18 protein-coding genes are annotated in these 20,000 nt (G+C 74.0%); 8 read left to right on the top strand and 10 right to left on the bottom strand.

Going from position 1 to position 20,000, the window contains the following annotated elements; genetic code table 11:
* Positions 1-72: 72 nt before the first annotated feature.
* The 3 genes from ACZ6EG_RS26865 to ACZ6EG_RS26855 all read right to left on the bottom strand — a co-directional run bounded on the left by ACZ6EG_RS26865 (position 73) and on the right by ACZ6EG_RS26855 (position 2,593).
* Positions 73-1,413: a hypothetical protein gene (locus ACZ6EG_RS26865; RefSeq protein ID WP_469608262.1), complete on the bottom strand. Its 1,341-nt coding sequence runs from the start codon at positions 1,411-1,413 to the stop codon at positions 73-75.
* Positions 1,414-1,415: 2 nt separating this feature from the next.
* Positions 1,416-1,670 carry a MoaD/ThiS family protein gene (locus tag ACZ6EG_RS26860; RefSeq protein WP_391971345.1) on the bottom strand — a complete coding sequence of 85 codons (255 nt, stop codon included), beginning with the start codon at positions 1,668-1,670 and terminating at the stop codon, positions 1,416-1,418.
* A gap of 62 nt (positions 1,671-1,732) precedes the next feature.
* Positions 1,733-2,593, bottom strand: a complete 861-nt coding sequence (locus ACZ6EG_RS26855; protein ID WP_391971346.1) for an alpha/beta hydrolase — start codon at positions 2,591-2,593, stop codon at positions 1,733-1,735.
* Positions 2,594-2,850: 257 nt separating this feature from the next.
* On the opposite strand from ACZ6EG_RS26855, the gene ACZ6EG_RS26850 reads away from it, so the two are divergent.
* The 5 genes from ACZ6EG_RS26850 (at position 2,851) to ACZ6EG_RS26830 (ending at position 8,105) form a co-directional block, all read left to right on the top strand.
* On the top strand, positions 2,851-3,618 hold the full coding sequence (locus ACZ6EG_RS26850) for a response regulator transcription factor (RefSeq protein ID WP_391971347.1): 768 nt from the start codon (positions 2,851-2,853) through the stop codon (positions 3,616-3,618).
* 54 nt (positions 3,619-3,672) lie between these two features.
* Complete coding sequence (locus tag ACZ6EG_RS26845) at positions 3,673-4,695, top strand: LacI family DNA-binding transcriptional regulator (RefSeq protein ID WP_383650414.1); 1,023 nt, start codon at positions 3,673-3,675, stop codon at positions 4,693-4,695.
* 115 nt (positions 4,696-4,810) lie between these two features.
* A complete protein-coding gene (locus ACZ6EG_RS26840; protein ID WP_469608257.1) occupies positions 4,811-5,866 on the top strand; it encodes a S1C family serine protease in 1,056 nt (351 codons plus the stop codon).
* A 71-nt stretch (positions 5,867-5,937) separates the two neighbouring features.
* Positions 5,938-6,678: a response regulator transcription factor gene (locus ACZ6EG_RS26835; RefSeq protein ID WP_356608630.1), complete on the top strand. Its 741-nt coding sequence runs from the start codon at positions 5,938-5,940 to the stop codon at positions 6,676-6,678.
* Positions 6,675-8,105, top strand: coding sequence for a sensor histidine kinase (locus ACZ6EG_RS26830; protein WP_469608252.1), 1,431 nt, complete (start codon positions 6,675-6,677; stop codon positions 8,103-8,105). The genes ACZ6EG_RS26835 and ACZ6EG_RS26830 overlap by 4 nt, the downstream gene beginning before the upstream one ends.
* Positions 8,106-8,115: 10 nt before the next feature.
* Here the strand turns inward: ACZ6EG_RS26830 and ACZ6EG_RS26825 are convergent, their stop codons facing one another.
* Positions 8,116-8,322, bottom strand: a complete 207-nt coding sequence (locus tag ACZ6EG_RS26825) for a DUF397 domain-containing protein (protein ID WP_469608249.1) — start codon at positions 8,320-8,322, stop codon at positions 8,116-8,118.
* Positions 8,323-8,520: 198 nt separating this feature from the next.
* The gene (locus tag ACZ6EG_RS26820) at positions 8,521-10,347 is read right to left on the bottom strand and encodes a bifunctional metallophosphatase/5'-nucleotidase (protein WP_469608246.1); all 1,827 of its coding nucleotides are present in this window, start codon (positions 10,345-10,347) and stop codon (positions 8,521-8,523) included.
* A 172-nt stretch (positions 10,348-10,519) separates the two neighbouring features.
* On the opposite strand from ACZ6EG_RS26820, the gene mshD reads away from it, so the two are divergent.
* Positions 10,520-11,449, top strand: coding sequence for a mycothiol synthase (gene mshD / locus ACZ6EG_RS26815; protein WP_469608243.1), 930 nt, complete (start codon positions 10,520-10,522; stop codon positions 11,447-11,449).
* A 90-nt stretch (positions 11,450-11,539) separates the two neighbouring features.
* On the opposite strand, the gene ACZ6EG_RS26810 is transcribed toward mshD, so the two are convergent.
* The 5 genes from ACZ6EG_RS26810 to ACZ6EG_RS26790 are packed head-to-tail and all read right to left on the bottom strand — an operon-like array spanning position 11,540 to position 16,028.
* Positions 11,540-12,214 (bottom strand): ABC transporter, encoded by a 675-nt coding sequence (locus ACZ6EG_RS26810; protein WP_469608240.1) that lies wholly within the window; start codon positions 12,212-12,214, stop codon positions 11,540-11,542.
* Positions 12,202-13,719 carry an ABC transporter permease gene (locus ACZ6EG_RS26805; protein WP_469608238.1) on the bottom strand — a complete coding sequence of 506 codons (1,518 nt, stop codon included), beginning with the start codon at positions 13,717-13,719 and terminating at the stop codon, positions 12,202-12,204. Before ACZ6EG_RS26805 ends, ACZ6EG_RS26810 begins: the two co-directional genes overlap by 13 nt.
* On the bottom strand, positions 13,716-14,576 hold the full coding sequence (locus ACZ6EG_RS26800) for an ABC transporter ATP-binding protein (RefSeq protein ID WP_391971355.1): 861 nt from the start codon (positions 14,574-14,576) through the stop codon (positions 13,716-13,718). Before ACZ6EG_RS26800 ends, ACZ6EG_RS26805 begins: the two co-directional genes overlap by 4 nt.
* A 49-nt stretch (positions 14,577-14,625) precedes the next feature.
* Positions 14,626-15,489, bottom strand: coding sequence for a cupin domain-containing protein (locus ACZ6EG_RS26795; protein ID WP_361019085.1), 864 nt, complete (start codon positions 15,487-15,489; stop codon positions 14,626-14,628).
* Entirely contained in the window at positions 15,486-16,028 is a 543-nt protein-coding gene (locus tag ACZ6EG_RS26790) for an RNA polymerase sigma factor (protein WP_383650439.1), read from the bottom strand. The genes ACZ6EG_RS26795 and ACZ6EG_RS26790 overlap by 4 nt, the downstream gene beginning before the upstream one ends.
* A gap of 552 nt (positions 16,029-16,580) precedes the next feature.
* Between ACZ6EG_RS26790 and ACZ6EG_RS26785 the strand changes: the two genes are divergently transcribed.
* Positions 16,581-18,821, top strand: coding sequence for an RNA degradosome polyphosphate kinase (locus ACZ6EG_RS26785; protein ID WP_391971356.1), 2,241 nt, complete (start codon positions 16,581-16,583; stop codon positions 18,819-18,821).
* Positions 18,802-19,989, top strand: a complete 1,188-nt coding sequence (locus ACZ6EG_RS26780; protein ID WP_469608232.1) for a CHAD domain-containing protein — start codon at positions 18,802-18,804, stop codon at positions 19,987-19,989. Before ACZ6EG_RS26785 ends, ACZ6EG_RS26780 begins: the two co-directional genes overlap by 20 nt.
* Positions 19,990-20,000: the final 11 nt, after the last annotated feature.

Genomic DNA, 20,000 nt, shown 5'->3' with positions numbered 1-20,000 from the left:
GTTTTTGTCGACCAGCTGTGACAGGAGAGGTCACCGGCGCTGTGGCGGGGGAACCGGAGACCTCGGGACGGCTCAGCCGAGCGCCCTGCCGAGTACGTACACGGCCGGTGCCGCGGCCGCGAGGGGCAGCGCCACGCCCGCCGTGAAGTGCACGAACCGGGACGGGTAGTCGTAGGCCGCCGCCCGGTGCCCGATCAGCGCGCACACCGCCGCGCCCGCGCCGAGCAGCGCCCCCGACGTCCCGAAGTCCGTCATCGAACCGACCGCGATGCCCGCCCCGGCCGCCGCGAGCAGCGCGACGACCAGGGAGGCGGGCGTCGGCAGCGGAAGGGCGCGGGCCACGACGGCGACCGCCACCGCGACCGCGCCGACGGTCACCGCGTCCGCGTCGGCGGCGAGGTAACCGCCCGCGAGGACGGCCAGGGCCGCCGCGGCGACGGTCGCCATCAGGCCGTACATCCGCTCGTCGGGGTCGGCGTGCGAGCGCAGTTGGAGGACGAGGGAGAGCAGCACCCACACGCCGAGCGTGCCGAGGATCGCCGCCGGGGAGCGGTCCGACACCAGCAGCGCCGCGTCGGCGGCGAGGGCGCCCGCGAAGCCCAGCGCGATGCCCTGCCGGGCCGGCCACATGCCGTTCAGCCGGAACCAGCCCGCCGCGGTGACGGCCTGCAGGGCGACGAGCGGGACGAGCAGGGCGTACGTGCCGAGCGCCGCGGCGCCGGCCAGCAGCAGCCCGAGCAGCGCGGTGAGCCCGGCCGGCTGCATCCCCGGGTCGATGATGGGAGAGCGCCCCTCGGCACGGGCGCGCTGAGCGTCGGTGACCCGCGTGTTCCCGGCGAGGGTCGCGGGGCCGTAACCGGCGGCGGGGGCCTGCGCGACGGGCTCGTGCGCCTGGGCGCCGGGCTCGTGCCGGGCCGGGGGCTGGGGTCGGGGCTGCTGCTGGGGCTGAGGGGCGTAGGCGTGCGGCTGCGGCTGCGGCTGTGACGGATACGGCTGCGACGGATACGGCTGCGACGGATACGGCTGCGGCTGAGCCCCGTGCGAGTACGGCGGCTGCGGCGCGTACTGCTGCGGCCCGGGCGCGTGGCCACCGGCCGTCCCGTACGACGCGCCCGTCGGCTCCTGGTAGCCCTGCGGCGGCAGGTATGCCGTCTCCTCCGCGGAGACCGGCGGCTGCACCTGGGTCTCCCAGGTCTGCCCCTGCCACTGCTGGGTGTACTGGGCGGCGTCCGGGTCCTCGTACGCCGGCCGGCCCTGGTACCCCTGCTGCCCCTGGGCCTGCTGGTGTGCGGGCCACGCCTGGGCGGCGTACCCCGCCTGTCCCTCGTACCCCTCGTGTCCCCCGTACGGCTGATTCTGCCCGTACGAGGGGTCGTACGGCTGGTCGTACGGCTGCTGCGGCTGGTCGGTCATGCTCACCCTCCTGCGAACGGCGGGAGCACCTCGACCGTGCCGCCGTCGGCCAGCCGTACCGTCTCATGCCCGCGGGTGCCCACGGGGTCGCCGTCGACGAGGAACGAGCAGCGCAGCAGGACGCGTGTGAGTTCGCCGGGGTGCCGTTCGCGCACCGCGCCGAGCGCGTCGGCGAGCGTCGCCGCCTCGAACGGCTCCTCGGCCACCCCCGCCGCGGCCTTCGCGGCGGCCCAGTAGCGCACCGTGACCTTTGCCATCTGGATCCTTCGTCGCCGGTGCCGATCGGCGTCCGTGCCGATCGGCGGTGAACACCGCCAGGCTAGCCCGCCCGGGCCACGGCCCAGGCGCCGATCCTGTGCAGCAGCTCCTCGCCGGACGCGTGCTCGGCGTGGCCCATCCCCGGCTCCACCCAGAGTTCCCCGTGGTCACCGGCCGCCTCGGCCAGCATCCGGGGGTGATCGAGGGGGAAGTAGCCGTCCCGGTCCCCGTGCACGACCAGCAGCGGCGTCGGCGCGATCCGCCCCGCGGCCTCCACCGGCGACAGCGGCACCGGGTCCCAGTCCCGGTGGTGGATGCGGGTGCGCAGGCCGTAGCGGCCCACCAGGCGCCCCGTGGGCCGCATGACCAGCCAGTGCAGCCGGCGCATCGGTGCCGTCCCCCGGTAGTACCAGCGGGCGGGGGCGCTCACCGACACGACGGCGTCCGGACCCGGCCCGACGTCGTCGCCGGACAGCGCGGCGTGGCGCAGCACCACCGAGCCGCCCATGGAGAAGCCGACGGTCACCACGCGCGCGTGCCCGAAGCCGCGGGCCCAGGCGACCGCCGCCGCCAGGTCCAGCACCTCGCGGTCGCCGACGGTCGACCGTCCGCCGGAGGCGCCGTGCCCGCGGAAGGAGAACGTGACCACCGCGCCGTGGTGCGCGAGGGCCTTGGCGATCCGCCGTACATGCGGGCGGTCCGCGTCCCCCGTGAACCCGTGCGCGACGACGAAGACCAGGTCGGGGGTGTCGCGACCGGCCGCGCCCGGCGCGTACACGGCGTCGATCGGCACCCCGTCCGAGGCGCGGAGGAAGGTGCGTGCGGACGTGCGGCGCGGCGTCCCGGAGGACGTCTCGGAAGGCGTCTCGGGATGTGGACGAATGGTGGGACGCGCCACATGTCCCGCCCGGCGGTTGCTCATGTCGGCTATTCTGCTGGGCAGAGGACTCGGGCAACGTAGCCCCCGGGTCCTTTTGTGCTTCCGGGAGCGTTGCGCGGCGGTCGCCGAGCGATCGCCGAGCGTTCACCTCCCGGCCGCGCAGCGGGCCCCACGGGCACGGGATCCGCACCCGTACGAAGCAGTGCCGTAAACGTCCTCGCAGGGACCGAGGAGGAACCAGACGTTATGGGCGAGCGAACCGTGCACGACCGTGAGACGACCCAGGCAGGTGGGGCGCGATGAGTTCTCTGCTGCTCCTGACCAACGCGCTCCAGCCGTCGACGGAGGTGCTTCCCGCCCTCGGCCTGCTGCTGCACAACGTCCGGGTGGCGCCCGCGGAGGGCCCCGCCCTCGTCGACACCCCCGGCGCCGACGTCATCCTCGTCGACGGGCGCCGTGACCTTCCCCAGGTGCGCAGCCTGTGCCAGCTGCTGCGCTCCACGGGGCTCAGCTGTCCGCTGGTCCTCGTCGTCACCGAGGGCGGCCTCGCCGCCGTCACCGCCGACTGGGGCATCGACGACGTGCTGCTGGACACCGCCGGCCCGGCCGAGGTCGAGGCCCGGCTGCGCCTCGCCATGGGCCGCCAGCAGATCGTCGCCGACGACTCCCCCATGGAGATCCGCAACGGCGACCTGTCGGTCGACGAGGCCACGTACTCCGCCAAGCTCAAGGGCCGGGTCCTGGACCTGACCTTCAAGGAGTTCGAGCTGCTGAAGTACCTCGCCCAGCACCCGGGCCGGGTCTTCACCCGCGCCCAGCTCCTCCAGGAGGTGTGGGGGTACGACTACTTCGGCGGCACCCGCACGGTCGACGTGCACGTCCGGCGGCTGCGCGCCAAGCTCGGCCCCGAGCACGAGTCGCTGATCGGTACCGTCCGCAACGTCGGCTACCGCTTCGTCACGCCGGAGAAGCCCGAGAAGCCCGAGAAGGCAGACAAGACCGACAAGGCGGAGAAGGCGGAGCGCGCGGCCGAGGGGGCCGAGGCGAGGGCTTCCACCAAGGTATGAACCAAGGGGTGGTACGCCCTGCCCGGGGCGCATCCATCCGCGTAGACTCCGCGCGTGGCCAAGGTGACTCGGGATGACGTGGCGCGGCTGGCGGGGACTTCCACCGCCGTCGTCAGCTATGTCATCAACAACGGACCCCGGCCGGTCGCCCCGGCCACGCGCGAGCGTGTCCTCGCCGCGATCAAGGAACTGGGGTACCGGCCGGACCGGGTCGCCCAGGCCATGGCGTCGCGGCGCACGGACCTCATAGGCCTGATCGTGCCGGACGCCCGCCAGCCCTTCTTCGCGGAGATGGCGCACGCGGTCGAGTGGGCCGCCTCCGAGCGCGGGAAGATGGTCCTCGTCGGCAACTCCGACTACGTCGGCGAACGCGAGGTCCACTACCTGCGTGCCTTCCTCGGCATGCGGGTGTCCGGCCTGATCCTGGTCAGCCACGCCCTGAACGACCTGGCCGCGGCCGAGATCGACGCCTGGGACGCCCGGGTGGTCCTGCTGCACGAGCGGCCCGAGGCCATCGACGACGTCGCCGTCGTCACCGACGACCTCGGCGGCGCGCAGCTCGCCGTGCGCCACCTGCTGGAGCACGGGTACGAGTACGTCGCCTGCATGGGCGGCACCGCCGAGACGCCGTCCGTCGGCGACCCGGTCTCCGACCACGTCGAGGGCTGGAAGCGGGCGATGAAGGAGGCCGGGCTCTCCACCGAGGGCCGGCTCTTCGAGGCGCCGTACAACCGCTACGACGCGTACCGCGTGGCGCTGGAGCTGCTCGCCGGCCCGCAGCGGCCGCCCGCGATCTTCTGCTCCACCGACGACCAGGCGATCGGCCTGCTGCGCGCGGCGCGCGAGCTGCGCATCGACGTGCCCGGCGAGCTGGCGGTGGCCGGGTTCGACGACATCAAGGAGGCGGCCCTGGCGGACCCGCCGCTGACGACGGTCGCCTCGGACCGGTCGGCGATGGCGCGGGAGGCCGTGGACCTGGTCCTGGACGACGGCCTGCGGGTGGCGGGCTCCCGGCGGGAGCGGCTGAAGGTGTTCCCGTCGCAGCTGGTCGTACGGCAGTCCTGCGGCTGCGCGTAGGACCCGCCCGGCGCCGTCCGGCAGGCCCTCCGCCTGTCTTTACATCGGGCATACGAGGTTCTGCCGGGCTTCTCAGACAGCACTCAGGCCGTTCTCATCCGGGGGCGGGAAGCTCATGAACATGACCGAGAGCCTCCGCCGGAACGGCGAGTACGAGCACGCGCACCCGTACCAGGGAACCCAGCAGCACGCCTCCTCTCCCGTCAGCCCCGAGTGGCCGCCCCCGCCGGCCCAGCCGCCCGCCGCCTTCACCGACGGTCCCGTGCAGCCCGAGCAGCCCCGCCGCAGGCGCACGGTCCGTCGCGGTCCCGCCGCCCTCCTCGCGGCCGTGGCGATCGTCGCGGCGGCCGTCGGCGGCGGCACCGCGTACGGCATCCAGGAGCTGACCGGCGCCGACACCGTCGCCTCCAGCTCCACCAGCACCAACGTGGTGCCGTCCAGCCAGAAGGGCACGGTCTCCGGGGTCGCCGAGGCGGTCAGCCCGAGCATCGTCGAGATCAGCGCCACCTCGAACGCCGGCTCCTCCACCGGCTCCGGCGTGATCATCACGGGTGACGGCGAGCTCATCACCAACAACCACGTCGTCGCCGGCGCCGACTCCGTCAAGGTCACGACCAGCGACGGCAAGCAGTACACCGCCCGGGTGGTCGGCACCGACAGCAGCAAGGACCTCGCGCTGATCAAGCTGGAGGACGCCTCCGGCCTGAAGGCCGCGACCCTCGGCGACTCCGACGGGGTCGGGGTCGGTGACCAGGTCGTCGCGATCGGCTCCCCGGAGGGCCTGACCGGCACCGTGACCAGCGGCATCGTCTCGGCCCTGGACCGCGACGTGACCGTCTCGACGGACGAGGGGCAACAGCAGCAACAGCAGGGGCAAGGACAGGGGCAGGGCGGTGGCTGGCCGTTCGAGTTCGGCGGTCAGGAGTTCAACGGCGACACCGGCTCGTCCACCACGACGTACAAGGCGATCCAGACGGACGCCTCGCTCAACCCGGGCAACTCCGGTGGCGCCCTGATCGACATGAACGGCAACGTCATCGGCATCAACTCCGCGATGTACTCGGCGACCGAGTCCTCCGCCAGTGCGGGCAGCGTCGGTCTCGGCTTCGCCATCCCGATCAACACCGTCAAGGCCGACCTGTCCGCGCTGCGAGCCGGTGCCGACGGCTGAGCGGGCCCGCGAACGTGCGACGCTGAAGGCGTCGGCAGCCCGTACCCCATCGCATCCGAGGACCCGAGCCCATGAGCCCCGCAGAAGGCGACCGCGACCGTGAGACCCGGCGCATCCTGATCGTCGACGACGAGCCGGCGGTCCGCGAGGCCCTCCAGCGCAGCCTCGCCTTCGAGGGATACGACACCGAGGTCGCCGTCGACGGCGCCGACGCCCTCCAGAAGGCGGCGGCGTACCGGCCCGACCTGGTCGTCCTCGACATCCAGATGCCCCGCATGGACGGCCTGACCGCCGCCCGCCGGATCCGTGGCGCGGGCGACCTCACCCCGATCCTGATGCTCACGGCCCGTGACACCGTCGGCGACCGGGTGACCGGCCTCGACGCCGGCGCCGACGACTACCTGGTCAAGCCCTTCGAGCTGGACGAGCTGTTCGCCCGCATCCGCGCGCTGCTGCGGCGCAGCTCCTACGCGGCCGCCGTCGACGCCGCCCACGGCAACGACGACACCCTGACCTTCGCCGACCTGACCATGGACCTGGCGACGCGGGAGGTCGTGCGGGGCGGGCGGCCGGTCGAGCTGACCCGCACCGAGTTCACCCTGCTGGAGATGTTCATGGCGCACCCGCGCCAGGTGCTCACCCGGGAGCAGATCCTGAAGGCGGTCTGGGGCTTCGACTTCGAGCCGTCCTCCAACTCCCTCGACGTGTACGTCATGTACCTGCGCCGCAAGACCGAGGCGGCGGGCGAACCGCGCCTGGTGCACACCGTGCGCGGCGTCGGGTACGTCCTGCGGCAGGGCGGCGCGGAGTGAGGAGACTGGTCCGGCGCCTCCGCACCCTGCCGCTGCGCTCGCGCCTGGCGCTGCTGGTGGCGGCGGCGGTGGCGTTCGCGGTCGCCGCGGTCTCGGTGACGTGCTGGTTCCTGGTCCGCGACCAGCTGTACCAGCAGCTGGACGACCAACTGCGCAGCGAGCAGGTGTCCCGGGGGCTGCTGAACAGCATGCTGCGCAACTGCCAGTCCGGAACGCCGCAGGAACTTCCCCAGGTGCCGAACGCCCCCGTCGTCACCATCCTCTACTCGGACGGCTCGACCTGCGTCAATCCCGGCGACGAGGAGCTGCGCGTCCAGGACGCGGACCTGGGCGTCGCCGACGGCCGGACGAAGGACGCGCTGCACACCGCGCGGACCACCGACGGCACCACCATGCGCGTCTTCACCCAGCGGGTCCTGGACGCGACCACCGGCCAGGTGCAGCCGGGCATCGCCGTCTCCATCGCCAAGCCGGTCGCGGACGTGACCAAGCCCCTCTCCTCCCTGGTCTGGGTCCTCCTCATCGTCTCCGGTGTCGGAGTCATCGGCTCCGGAGCCGCCGGCCTCACCGTGGCCCGGGCCGGTCTGCGCCCCGTCGACGAACTCACCGAGGCCGTCGAACACGTCGCCCGCACCGAGGACCTCACCATCCGCATCCCCGTCGAGGACGGCGGCGAGGACGAGATCGCCCGCCTCTCCCGTTCCTTCAACAGCATGACCTCCTCCCTGGCCAGCTCCCGCGACCTGCAACAGCAGCTCATCGCCGACGCGGGCCACGAGCTGCGCACCCCCCTCACCTCCCTGCGCACCAACATCGAACTCCTCACCCGCAGCGAGGAGACCGGCCGCCCGATCCCCGAAGCCGACCGCAAGGCGCTGCTCGCCTCGGTGAAGGCCCAGATGACGGAACTGGCGGCGCTGATCGGCGACCTCCAGGAACTCTCCCGCCCCGACACCGACCAGCACGCGGGCCGCGCCCGCATCCTCGCCTGGCACGACGTCGTCGAGTCGGCCCTGCGTCGCGCCCGCCTGCGCGGTCCGGAGCTGACCCTCACGGCGGACGTCCACCCCTGGTACGTACGGGCGGAACCGGCCGCGCTGGAACGCGCGGTCGTCAACATCCTCGACAACGCGGTGAAGTTCAGCCCCGAGTCCGGCACCGTCGACGTACGTCTCGCCGACGGCGTCCTTACCGTCCGCGACCACGGCCCCGGCATCCCCGCCGACGAACTCCCCCACGTCTTCGACCGCTTCTGGCGCTCCCCGTCGGCCCGCGCGCTGCCCGGCTCGGGCCTGGGCCTGTCCATCGTGGCCCGCACGGTGCAGCAGGCGGGCGGCGAGGTGCGCCTGACCCCGGCGGAGGGGGGCGGCACGACCGCGACGGTACGGCTGCCGGGGGCGCCGGTGCCGCCGCCGGAGGTGCCGTGAGGGGCGCCGCCTACGAGGGCCGCCCCGGCATGCCCGCCAGGAACGCCCCCCACGACCCGGCCCCGAAGACCGGCGCCCGCCCCTCCGGCACCTTGCTGTCGCGCACGGGGACGAGGCCGGGGCAGCCGTCGGCGACCTCGACGTAGTTCGTCCCGCCCCCGTCGCTGTAGGAGGACTTGCGCCAGGTGACGTCGCCGAGGTCCGGGGTGTGCTTCATGATCGGTGCTCCTCCGGTACGTCCCTGAGGAACGTCAGCGATTCCGACGGCGACAGCGCCAGGTCCGGTAGCCGGGCGACTGGCTGGGAGTCGTGCGAGTCCCGTACGGGACGGACGCCGAGGTTCCGAAGGGGCCCGGCGACCCCGCACGGTGCTGCGGGATACCGGGCCCCTTCAATGCGCTGAGCCGTGCGGGGCCTACCGCACGACCGTGATCCGGTCCGCCGTCGGCACCGTGATCGGGTCGGCTGCCGAGGAGTTGGCCGTCAGGTACTGCTCCAGCGCCGTCAGGTCGTCCGCGCCGACGAGTTCGTTCGCGCCCTCGCCGAGGGTCGGGAAGCCGTCGCCGCCGCCCGCGAGGAAGCTGTTCGACGCGACGCGGTAGGTGGCCGCCGGGTCGATCGGGGAGCCGTTCAGGCGGATGGAGTCCGCCACGACGCGGTCCGCGCCCGTCTTCGTCAGGTCCAGGGTGTAGGTCAGACCGGACGAGACCTGGAGGATCTTGGGGGCCGCCTCGTTCGGGCCGCTCACCTGCTCCTTGAGGACCTGGACGAGCTGGGCGCCCGTGTAGTCCTGGAGGTTCACGGTGTTGGCGAAGGGCTGGACGGCGAAGGCCTCGGCGTAGGTGACGACGCCGTCGCCCTCGCTGCCCGTGGACGCGTGGGTCAGGGGTGCGCGGATGCCGCCCGGGTTCATCAGGGCCAGGTCGGTCTCCGGGTCCTGGGACCTGCCGTACGCGAGTTGCGCGTCCGCTATCAGGTCGCCGAGCGGGGACTCGGTGCCGTCACGGGAGATGTCGCCGGCGATGTAGCCGATGGGGCGGTTGCCGATCGGGGCGGCGAGGGTGTTCCACCGGCCGATCAGGCGGGTCATGTCCGGTGCCTTCGGGACGTCCCGCGTCACCACGTGGTTGGCCGACTTCACCGACGTACGGGCGATGTCACCGGTGCGGCGGTCGTACGTCAGCGTCGTGTCCGTGTAGAGGCGGCCGAAGGACGAGGCCGACGTGACCATGCGGGGCCGGCCCGCCGGGTCGGGGATCGTGCAGACGTACGCGTTGTGGGTGTGGCCGGTGACCAGCGCGTCGACCTGGGGCGTGACGTTCTTCGCGATGTCGACGATCGGACCGGAGACGCCGTCGCCGGCGCCCGGGGAGTCGCAGTCGTAGTTGTAGGACGTCGACGCCGGGAAGCCGCCCTCGTGGACCAGGGCGACGATCGACTTCACGCCCTGGCGCCGGAGCACCTCGGCGTACTTGTTGATCGTCTCGACCTCGTCCTTGAAGGACAGGCCCTTGACGCCCTCCGCCGAGACGACGTCCGGGGTGCCCTCCAGGGTCACGCCGATGAAGCCGACCTTGACGCCCTTCTCCTTCCACACCCAGTAGGGCTTGAGGAGGGGCTTCCCGGTCTTCTCGTCCAGGACGTTCGCCGCCAGGTACGGGAAGTCGGCGCCCTTGAAGCGCTTGTCCGTGTAGCAGCCCTCGGTGGGGTGGCAGCCGCCGTTCTGGAGGCGGGCCAGCTCCTTGGCGCCCTCGTCGAACTCGTGGTTGCCGACGCTCGTCACGTCCAGGTCGAGGGCGTTCAGCGCCTCGATGGTCGGCTCGTCGTGGAACAGGCCGGAGAGCAGCGGGGACGCGCCGACCATGTCGCCGCCGGCCGCGGTGACGGAGTAGCGGTTGCCCTTGCGCGCCTCGCGCAGGTGCGTGGCCAGGTACTCGACGCCACCCGCGTCGATCGTCTTCGTCGTGCCGTCGGGCTGCACCTCGGTGACCCGGCCGGAGGAGCCGGCCGGCGGTTCCAGGTTGCCGTGCAGGTCGTTGAAGGAGAGGAGCTGGACGTCCTGGTAGCGGCCGGTCCCGTGCCCGTGGCCGCCGTGTCCCCGCTCGCCGTCGCCCGCGTTCGCCGAGGCGGGCAGAGCCGCGGCGGCGAGCGCGCCGGCGGTGACGACGGTGGCGGCGACGGCGAGGAGACGGCTCGTACGGCGTCCGCGGCGCGGTTGGTGCGACTGTGCTGTGGCTGGCATGCGCCCCCCTGTGGGTGTGCGTGACGCGAGCCGCTGAGGAGACGGCTCGCCGGCGCAGCAGCCTAGAGTCAACGCGCGTAGCGCGACAGGGGTTTCCGGGTTACATCCTGGTTTACCTTGCTCGTCCCCGGCTGCCACCGCTTTGCCGCGGCCGCCCCTTACCCTCGTACGCATGACCAGCGACGACTCCGTGCGGCCCGGCCGCCCCCGCTCGATCGAGACCCTCGCCGAACTCACCCCGGAGCAGACCGACGCCGTCCTCGCCCTGCTCGCCGAGGCCGCCCGCAGGGACGGGCAGCAGGCCGTGTCCGAGCAGGGCCGGCTGCAACTGCGCGGACCCGCGCGGGAGGGCGTCTCGCACCTGCTGCTCTCCGTGAACGGCGGCGACCTCGTGGGCTACGCCCAGCTGGAGGGCACCGACCCGATCGAGCCCCCGGCCGCGGAGCTGGTCGTCCACCCCTCGCACCGGGGCCAGGGCCACGGCCGGGCGCTGGGCGCCGCGCTGCTCGCCGCCTCCGGCAAGCGGCTGCGGGTCTGGGCGCACGGCGGCCACTCCGCCGCCCGGCACCTCGCGCAGGTGCTCGGACTGACCCTCTTCCGCGAACTGCGCCAGATGCGGCGCCCGTTGGCCGGTCTGGACCTGCCGGACCCGAAGCTGCCCGAGGGCGTGACCGTCCGCACCTTCGTGCCCGGCCGGGACGACGCGGCCTGGCTCGCGGTGAACGCCGCCGCCTTCGCCCACCACCCCGAGCAGGGCTCCCTCACCCAGCGGGACCTCGACGACCGCAAGGCCGAGGCGTGGTTCGACCCGGCGGGGTTCTTCCTGGCCGAGCGGGACGGCAGGCTGATCGGCTTCCACTGGACCAAGGTGCACCCCGAGGAGCGGCTCGGCGAGGTGTACGTCCTCGGCATCAGCCCCGACACGCAGGGCGGCGGCCTGGGCAAGGCCCTGACGACCATCGGCCTCAGGCACCTGGCGGAGGCGGGACTGCCCACGGCGATGCTGTACGTCGACGCCGACAACAAGGCGGCGGTGTCCGTCTACGAGCGCCTGGGCTTCACCACCCACGAGACGGACCTGATGTACCGCACGGAGACCTGAGCGACGCGCGCCGGGCCGGTTCACCGGCGGAGCGCGCCAGGCCCGTCCGCCGACGCCACACGCGCCCGGCCGGTCCACCGGCGGAGCGCGCTAGGCCGGTCCGCCCGCGCCGCGCGGCCGGCGCCGCCGCCCCAGCCGCCCCAGCCGCCCCAGCGGCTCCGGCCCGCAGGCCGCCCACACCGTCACCGCCGCGGCGCACAGCACCGCCCACCGGTCGTGCCCCCGCACCCACCCCGGATCGTCGGGCGCCACGAACAACCCCCAGGTCTCCGGCGTCAGCAGCGGCGTGAGGACGGCCGCGAGCAGCAGGGCCACCGCGACGGCCCGCCCCGGACGCGCCTCGCCGGACAGCCGTACGGCCGCCGCGGCACCGGCGAGCGCCAGGGCGCCCGTCGTCCCCGCCTCCAGGGTGATGTCGCCGGCCGGGGGCCGGGACGCGGAGGGGACGAGCAGCAGGACGGCGGTCCACCACAGCACCGCGCCCGGTGCGACCAGGGCCACCCGCAGCGCCTGCCGCAGCGGGCGCCGGGTCGGCACGGGAGCGGTGAGGTGCCGCGCGGGGTCGTCGAGCAGGAAGGCCAGACCGAGCGCGCCGATCAGGGCGGTGCCGCGCAGCAGGGTGAGCGTCTGCCAGGGGGTCGGCTCCGCACCCGTCAGGCCCGGTACCGCGGCGACCAGCAGGCCGAGCGCACCGGCCGCGGCCAGGGCCCGCCACGGCAGCGTACGCCCCACCGGGACGACCAGGGCCGGCGTCACTCCTCGCACGAGTCGGCCTTCTCGGGCCCGGCCACGCCCAGCAGTTCGGCGACCCGGGCCGTCGTGACGCCCGGCGAGGTCAGCTCGGCCCAGTGCGTCCTCACCCGCTCCCCGACCCCGGTGGGCGGCTTCTCCAGCAGGCGCCGTACGACGTCCGTCTGGCCCTCCGTCATGCTCAGCGGGTCGGTGGGCGCCAGGACGATCGCGGAGCCCCGCACGCTGTCGTCGAGGCGGACCCGGCGCAGGGCGTCCATCGGGTCGTCCATCCAGCTGAGGGAGAGCCACATGACGGTGACCATCCGCCCGTCGCAGACCTCGCCCGCCGCCTGCTCGGTGCCCGCGACGAGCACCGCGGCGACCGCGCTGGAGAACTCCGGGACCCGGTTGCCGCCCCAGGCGGTGCCGACGGACACCTGGTCCGGTTCGGCCAGCGCGGGGATCGCGGCGTCGCTGTCCAGGCCGTACCGGGCCTCGATGCGCTGCCGTACGACGAGCGGCCGGTCGTGCGCGGAGCCGCCCGCCAGGGACCTGACCCGGTCCACGACACCGGCCCAGGTCTCCGTCCGGGGCACCCATTCCGGGAACGCGCAGTACGTCGTGCGGCCGTGCTCGACGCAGGTGTGCTCCGGCCGTACCGAGGCGCGCTCGCGGGCCGCGGTCAGCTCCGGGGACGGCGACACGCCGCCCGCCTGGAGGACGCCGCCCGTGACCGCCAGCGCGAGGGCCAGGGTGGTGCCCGCCCGGACGACGAGGTCGCGCCCGCCGGCGAGGAGCACGGCGAGGAAGGCGGCGCTCAGGCCGGCGCCCGCCAGGTAGAGGGCGTGCCAGGCGGCGGGCCGGCCCAGCAGGTCGGAGGGCAGGGTGTCCGAGCTGATCGCGGTGACGGCCGGGGCCAGCCACGACATGCCGCCCTCGCCGCTGGGACCCGTACCGAGCATGAAGGCGAACAGCAGCACCACCACCAGCAGGGGCGCGGCGAGGGGCGAGGGCAGCAGGCGGGCCGCCAGCACCCCGAGCGCTCCGAACAGCAGCACCGTCAGCGGTCCGACGGCCAGTTCGGCCGGCGACCCGTGCCCGACCGCGCCCGGCTTGAGCGCCTCCCAGGCGAACTGCCCGGCCACGCACACCGCGGTCAGCAGGGCGACCGGCACGACGGACAGCGCGTGGGCCGCCGTGCGGCGCCAGGGCTGGACGACCAGGATCCCGAAGTGGTCCTCGGTGCCGTGCCGCAGGGACCGCAGCACCCCGAGGTTGGTGCTCACCAGGACCGCCAGTCCGACGAGCATCGGCATGCCCTGGGTGGCCCGGTCGGCGTCCTGGAGGGCCGGGTACCCGTCCCAGGAGCTGCGGCCGCGCCACACGATCCAGGCGAGGTACGCGACGAAGGCGAGGACGACGGGCACGCTCGTCAGCGTCCGGCGCGTCTCGAAGCGGGCGAGGGCGAGCACGGACCGTACCCCACCGAGCCGCTCGGCCTCCACGGCGGGCGCCGCGGCCGTCAGCAGGGCGCTCACGCGGCCACCTCCGCGTCGGCGCCGTCGAGGACGAGCAGGTAGCCGTCCTCCAGCGCGGGTTCGACCAACTCCGCTCCCGGAGGCGGATCGCCCACGTTGCGGAAGGTCCCCGCGCCCGTGCGCCAGCCGGCCTTCGCGCCCGCGTCCCGCTCCCCGCTGCTCCACACGCGCCCGGCGGCCCGTGCGGTCAGTTCGGCGGGCGTGCCGTCGAACCGCACCGCCCCGGCGGCCATGACGACCACCCGGTGGCAGAGCATCGCGACGTCCTCGGTCTGGTGGGTGGACAGCAGCACGGTCCGGCCTTCCCCCGCCCCGGCGATCAGCTCCCGGAAGCGCATCCGCTGCTCCGGGTCCAGCCCGACGGTCGGCTCGTCGAGCACGAGGAACGCGGGGTCGCCCACCAGCGCGGCCGCGAGCGCGACCCGCTGCCGCATCCCCCCGGACAGCTTCTTGATCCGGCGACCGCGGACGTCCCCCAGGTCGACCTCCTCCAGCACCCGCCGCACCTCGCGGTGCCGGGTGGAACGGTCCGCCAGCTCCTTCAGGATCGCCACGTAGTCGACGAACTCGAAGGCGGTGAAGTCCGGGTGGAAACCGGGCGTCTGCGGCAGGTACCCGAGCCGCCGCCGCACCTCCTGCCGCCCGCGCGAGGTGCCGGGATCGTGCCCGAGCACGGTGAACGCCCCCCGCTCGGGCGGCACGGCGGTGGCGAGCACGCGCAGCAGCGTGGTCTTGCCGGCCCCGTTGGGACCGAGCAGCCCGGTGACGCCCGGCGTCAGCCGCAGCGACACGTCGTCGAGGGCGCGGGTACGGCCGTAATGGAGGCTGAGCCCGGAGGCGGAGACGGTGGGGTTCATACGGTGCTCCCGTACACGAAGGAAACGAGGAAGGAGAAGAAGGGGGACCTCACGCGGCACCGCGCACGGCGGTGTCGAACCGGTCGCGCACCAGCAGCAGCAGCCCGACGCCCGCCACCGCCACGGCACCGCAGACGCCCTGCCCGGCAGCGGTGAACGGCGCGAGCGGAACGTCGTCGGCCGCCCGCGCCGCGCCCGCCACCGACAGCACGGCCACCCAGGCCCCCGCGACCGCGGAGGGCGCGCCCACCGGTCCCAGCCGGGGCGTCAGCGCGAGCCCGGACGCGGTGAGGGCGAGCCCCGGCAGCAGCCAGGCGAGGGCGCTCAGCTCGAACCCCGGCAGGGCGAGGCTCGCCAGGGCCCCCGTGCCCAGGGCCACGACGAGCACGGCGACCGTGCGGATCATCAGCAGCCGGAAGCCGTGCAGGGGCGCGACGACCGCCATCTCGTACGTCGGGTCCAACGCCGGCCCGTAGGCGAGCGCCACCCCGGCCAGCGGCAGCAGCGGAGCGAGCGCGAGGAAGAGGGTGGGCCGACCGGCCGCGCCCGCCGAGAAGGCCACGACGAAGGTCGTCAGCAGTACGGTGACGACCGCGCCGAGCCAGGACCGGCGCAGCACGGGGGTCGCCGCGAGCAGCCGCGCGGTGCCGTCATCGACCCCGCACCGCACCAGCAGTCCCTCGAACCACCCCGGCCGGGGCGCGTCCAGCTCCGCGTCGAGCCGCTCCCACCCGGCGTCCAGGGCGGCCGCGTCACTGACTCCGGCGAGCACGGCCCGGCAGTGCGCGCAGGCGGTCAGGTGGGTGTCGGCGGACCACAGCAGGGGCGCCGCCAGCTCCCCCCGGGCATAGGCCCGCAGGTCGTCCTCGTCGACGTGCCAGGCCGCCCGGCGGCGGCTGTCCTCGTCCCTCATGCCAACGCCTCCCGCAGCTGCCGGCGGGCGCGCATCGCCCGCGTCTTGACCGTGCCCGGCGGGATGCCGAGCAGGACGGCCGCCTCGCGGGTGGTCAACCCGTCGACGACCGTGGCCTGGAGCACCGCGCGCAGCTCCGGCGAGAGCCGGACGAGGGCACCGGCGAGGTCCCCGTGCTCGACCCCGGCGAGCACACGCTCCTCCGCCGAGGCCTCCTCCCGGTGCCGCAGCCGCCCGAGCGCCTGCCGCAACCGGCCCCGCGCCCCGTCACCGCGCGCCGCGTCGACCAGCCGCCGCGACCCGATCCGCCACAGCCACCCCGCCACGTCACCGTCCTCCCGGTACCGCGCGCTCCCGCGCCACACCGCGAGGAACGTCTCCTGCACGACGTCGTCGACGACACCGCCGTCGGCACACCGGCCGCGCATACGGGCGGTCAGCCAGGGCGCGTACCGGCGGTACAACTCCTCGAAGGCCCCCCGGTCCCCGTCGTCCGCGACGGCCCGCAGCAACTCCCCGTCGCTCCTCGTCTCGCTCACACCACCTCATCGGACGACCCCACCTGACCGGTTCACGATCTCAACGACAATCTCCACCCCGTCGCCGAGGGGGCGAGACCCCGCACCCGCACACGACGAGAAGACCCGAGCCGGAGAAGGCGACAACCCCCACCCGCACACGACGAGAAGACCCGAGCCGAGTGGGCGAGGACCCGCACCCGCGTACGGCGAGAAGGGGCCGTGCCGGGGGTGTCCGCCCGCAGCGGTTGGCACGTCAACACCCCGCACCCTTCCAAGCGACCGGTTCCGCGCCGTTCCGAGGACGGACACCCCCCGGCGTGGCCCCGGCCCCCCACCGCACGCACCGCGCAACGCACACCCCCGCCGCCCCCCACAGGCCGCCGCAGGCACCCCCGCCCAACCGCCGGAGGCCGCCCGCCGCTATCCCACACGTCATGTCCCCGTAACCATCGATTCAGACTGCCTTGCGACGCTCACCGAATGAAGCCGACCGTGCCGGAGCAACCAGGAGCAGAGCATTCCGCGCCCTCCGACGCGCCTGTCCTGCGCGTGGCGCGGAAGAATGGGTTCATGAGGCAGCCGAACAGCCAGGCAGAGGTCCAGCACACGCAGCCCTCCGTGGGCTCCATCGCCGCGCACCGCCCGCACACCGTGGCCGCCACGGTCTCCGACCTGGAGCCCGACATCGACGCCGACCTCGACGCGTACGAGGAGTCGGAGGAGTCCCAGGCCGGCGGCGCCCAGCTCCCGCAGGGCCGCTTCCTGGACCGCGAACGCAGCTGGCTCGCGTTCAACGAACGCGTGCTCGAACTCGCCGAGGACCCGAGCACCCCCCTCCTGGAGCGTGCCAACTTCCTCGCGATCTTCGCCAGCAACCTGGACGAGTTCTTCATGGTCCGCGTCGCCGGCCTCAAGCGCCGCATCGCCACCGGCGTCGCCACCCGCTCCGCCTCCGGCCTCCAGCCCCGCGAGGTGCTGGAGATGATCTGGGCCCGCTCCCGCGAGCTCATGGCCCGGCACGCCGCCTGCTTCCAGGAGGACGTCCTCCCCGCCCTGGCCGACGAGGGCATCCACCTGGTCCGCTGGAGCGAACTCGCGGAGAAGGAACAGGCCCGCCTCTTCACCCTCTTCCGGCACCAGATCTTCCCGGTCCTCACCCCGCTCGCGGTCGACCCGGCGCACCCCTTCCCGTACATCTCGGGTCTCTCCCTGAACCTCGCGGTGGTCGTCCGCAACCCGGTCACCGGCCACCGGCACTTCGCCCGCGTCAAGGTCCCGCCGCTGCTCTCCCGCTTCCTGGAGGCCTCCCCGGGCCGCTACGTCCCCCTGGAGGACGTGATCGCGGCCCACCTCGAAGAGCTGTTCCCGGGCATGGAGGTCCTGGAGCACCACGCCTTCCGCCTCACCCGCAACGAGGACCTGGAGGTGGAGGAGGACGACACCGAGAACCTCCTCCAGGCCCTGGAGAAGGAGCTGATGCGGCGCCGCTTCGGCCCGCCCGTGCGCCTGGAGGTCGAGGAGAGCGTCGACCGCGAGGTCCTGGACCTCCTCGTCCGCGAGCTGAAGATCAGCGAGGCGGAGGTCTACCCGCTCCCCGGCCCCCTCGACCTCACCGGCCTCTTCCGCATCCACGGCCTCGACCGCCCCGAGCTGAAGTACCCGAAGTTCGTCGCCGGGACCCACCGCGACCTGGCCGAGGTGGAGTCCGCCTCCGCGCCGGACGTCTTCGCCGCCGTCCGCAGCCGGGACGTCCTGCTGCACCACCCGTACGACTCGTTCTCGACGTCCGTCCAGGCCTTCCTGGAGCAGGCCGCCGCCGACCCGGACGTCCTCGCGATCAAGCAGACGCTGTACCGCACCTCCGGCGACTCCCCGATAGTCGACGCGCTGATCGACGCCGCCGAGTCCGGCAAGCAGGTCCTGGTCCTGGTCGAGATCAAGGCCCGCTTCGACGAGCACGCCAACATCAAGTGGGCGCGCAAGCTGGAGGAGGCCGGCTGCCACGTGGTCTACGGCCTGGTGGGCCTGAAGACCCACTGCAAGCTCTCCCTGGTCGTACGCCAGGAGGGCGAGACCCTCCGCCGCTACAGCCACGTCGGCACCGGCAACTACCACCCGAAGACGGCCCGCCTCTACGAGGACCTGGGACTGCTCACCGCGGACCCGCAGGTCGGCGCGGACCTCTCCGACCTGTTCAACCGCCTCTCCGGCTACTCCCGCCGGGAGACCTACCGCCGCCTGCTCGTCGCGCCCAAGTCCTTGCGCGACGGCCTGGTCTCCCGCATCCACAAGGAGATCCAGCACCACCGCGCCGGCCGCCCCGCCTCCATACGCATCAAGGTCAACTCGATGGTCGACGAGGCCTTGATCGACGCCTGCTACCGGGCGTCCCAGGCCGGAGTCCCCGTCGACGTGTGGGTGCGCGGCATCTGCGCGTTGCGCCCGGGCGTGGAGGGGCTGTCGGAGAACATCCGGGTCCGTTCGGTCCTCGGCCGCTTCCTGGAGCACTCCCGCGTCTTCGCCTTCGGCAACGGCGGCGAGCCGGAGGTCTGGTTCGGCAGCGCCGACATGATGCACCGCAACCTCGACCGCCGGATAGAGGCCCTGGTACGGGTCGCCGACCCGGCCCACCGGGCGGCCCTCAACCGGCTGCTGGAGACCGGCATGTCCGACGGCACCGCCTCCTGGCACCTCGGCCCTGACGGCGAGTGGACCCGGCACGCGACCGACGCGGACGGCCAGCCCCTGCGCAACATCCAGGAGATGCTCATAGACGCCCGGAGGCGCCGGCGTGGCACAGCGACACCTTGACCCGACGGACCCGCCGGCCACGGCCACGGCCGCGCCCCCGGCCGCCGCCCCCGGGCGCTCCGCACCCGGCCGTTCCGCATCCGCGGACGCGGAGGCCCTCACCGGCTACCTGCGCGCCCAGGCCACGGAGTTCCTCCGCGCCCTGCGCCTGCACCGCGAGACGGGAACCGGCCCGCACGGCGGACACGGCACGCCCGGCGCCCAGGGCGCCGAGAGGCCGCCCGCGGGCCCCGTGGACGCGTCCCGCCTCCTGCGCCGGGCGGCCCGCCGCCTCAGCGGCACGCTGCACACCTTCCAGCCCCTGCTGGACGCCGACTGGGCGGAGGCCATGCGCCCCGAGCTGGCATGGCTGTCCGGCACGCTGGCCCTGGAGCACGCCTGCGCGTCCCGTCTGGAGCGCCTGCTCGAGGCCCTGCACCGGCTGTCGGGGTCCTCGGCGTTCCCGGCACGGCAGCAGGGCCGGACAGCGGCCGTGGCGGTCACCGTGCCCGCCCCGCACCAGTCGCCCCCGGACCGCGGCAACCTCACCGTCGGCGCCGCCAAGGCGGGTGCGCTGCTCGACCGCCAGCTGACCCTGGCCCGCACCCGCGCCCACTCCACCGCCCTCCAGGCGCTGGGCAGCAGCCGCTTCCACGCGGTCGCCGACAAGGTCGCCTTACTGGCCAGCGAGGTCCCGCTGAGGAAGACCACCACACCCACCACCGACCTCCGCCCGCTGGCCGCCGCCGCGGAGACCCGCCTGACGGACGCCGTGGCCGCCCTCCCCCTCGTCACCGCCGGCAACCCGTACAACGCCCAGGCCCTGATCCACGGCCTCTCCCCGGACCCGGCACCCCACCCGCAGGACGCCCAGTGGCACCAGGTCCGTCTGCTGCTGCGCCTGCACCGGTACGCGCTCGAAGTGCTGTCCGGCGGGAGCGCCGGGGACGCCGAGGGCCCGGCCCCCTCCCAGGACATCCGCCTCCTGGCCGCCGGCGAGGCCCTCAACCGCCACCGGGACGCCTCGGAGGCCGCCGCCGCCGCGGCCCAGGCCGCCCGTACCCCGCGCATCGCCCCGGCGACCGCGTACGCGCTCGGCGTGCTCCACGCCGACCAGCGGCATGAGGTGGAGGCGGCGAGGTACGCGTTCCAGCACAGCTGGCGCAAGGAACCGATCAGGCTGCCGTAGGACCGCCACCG

This window comes from Streptomyces sp. NPDC041968 (assembly GCF_055589025.1).
The sequence above is the reverse complement of the archived record's forward strand: the minus strand, read 5'-3'. Positions and strand labels throughout refer to the sequence as shown.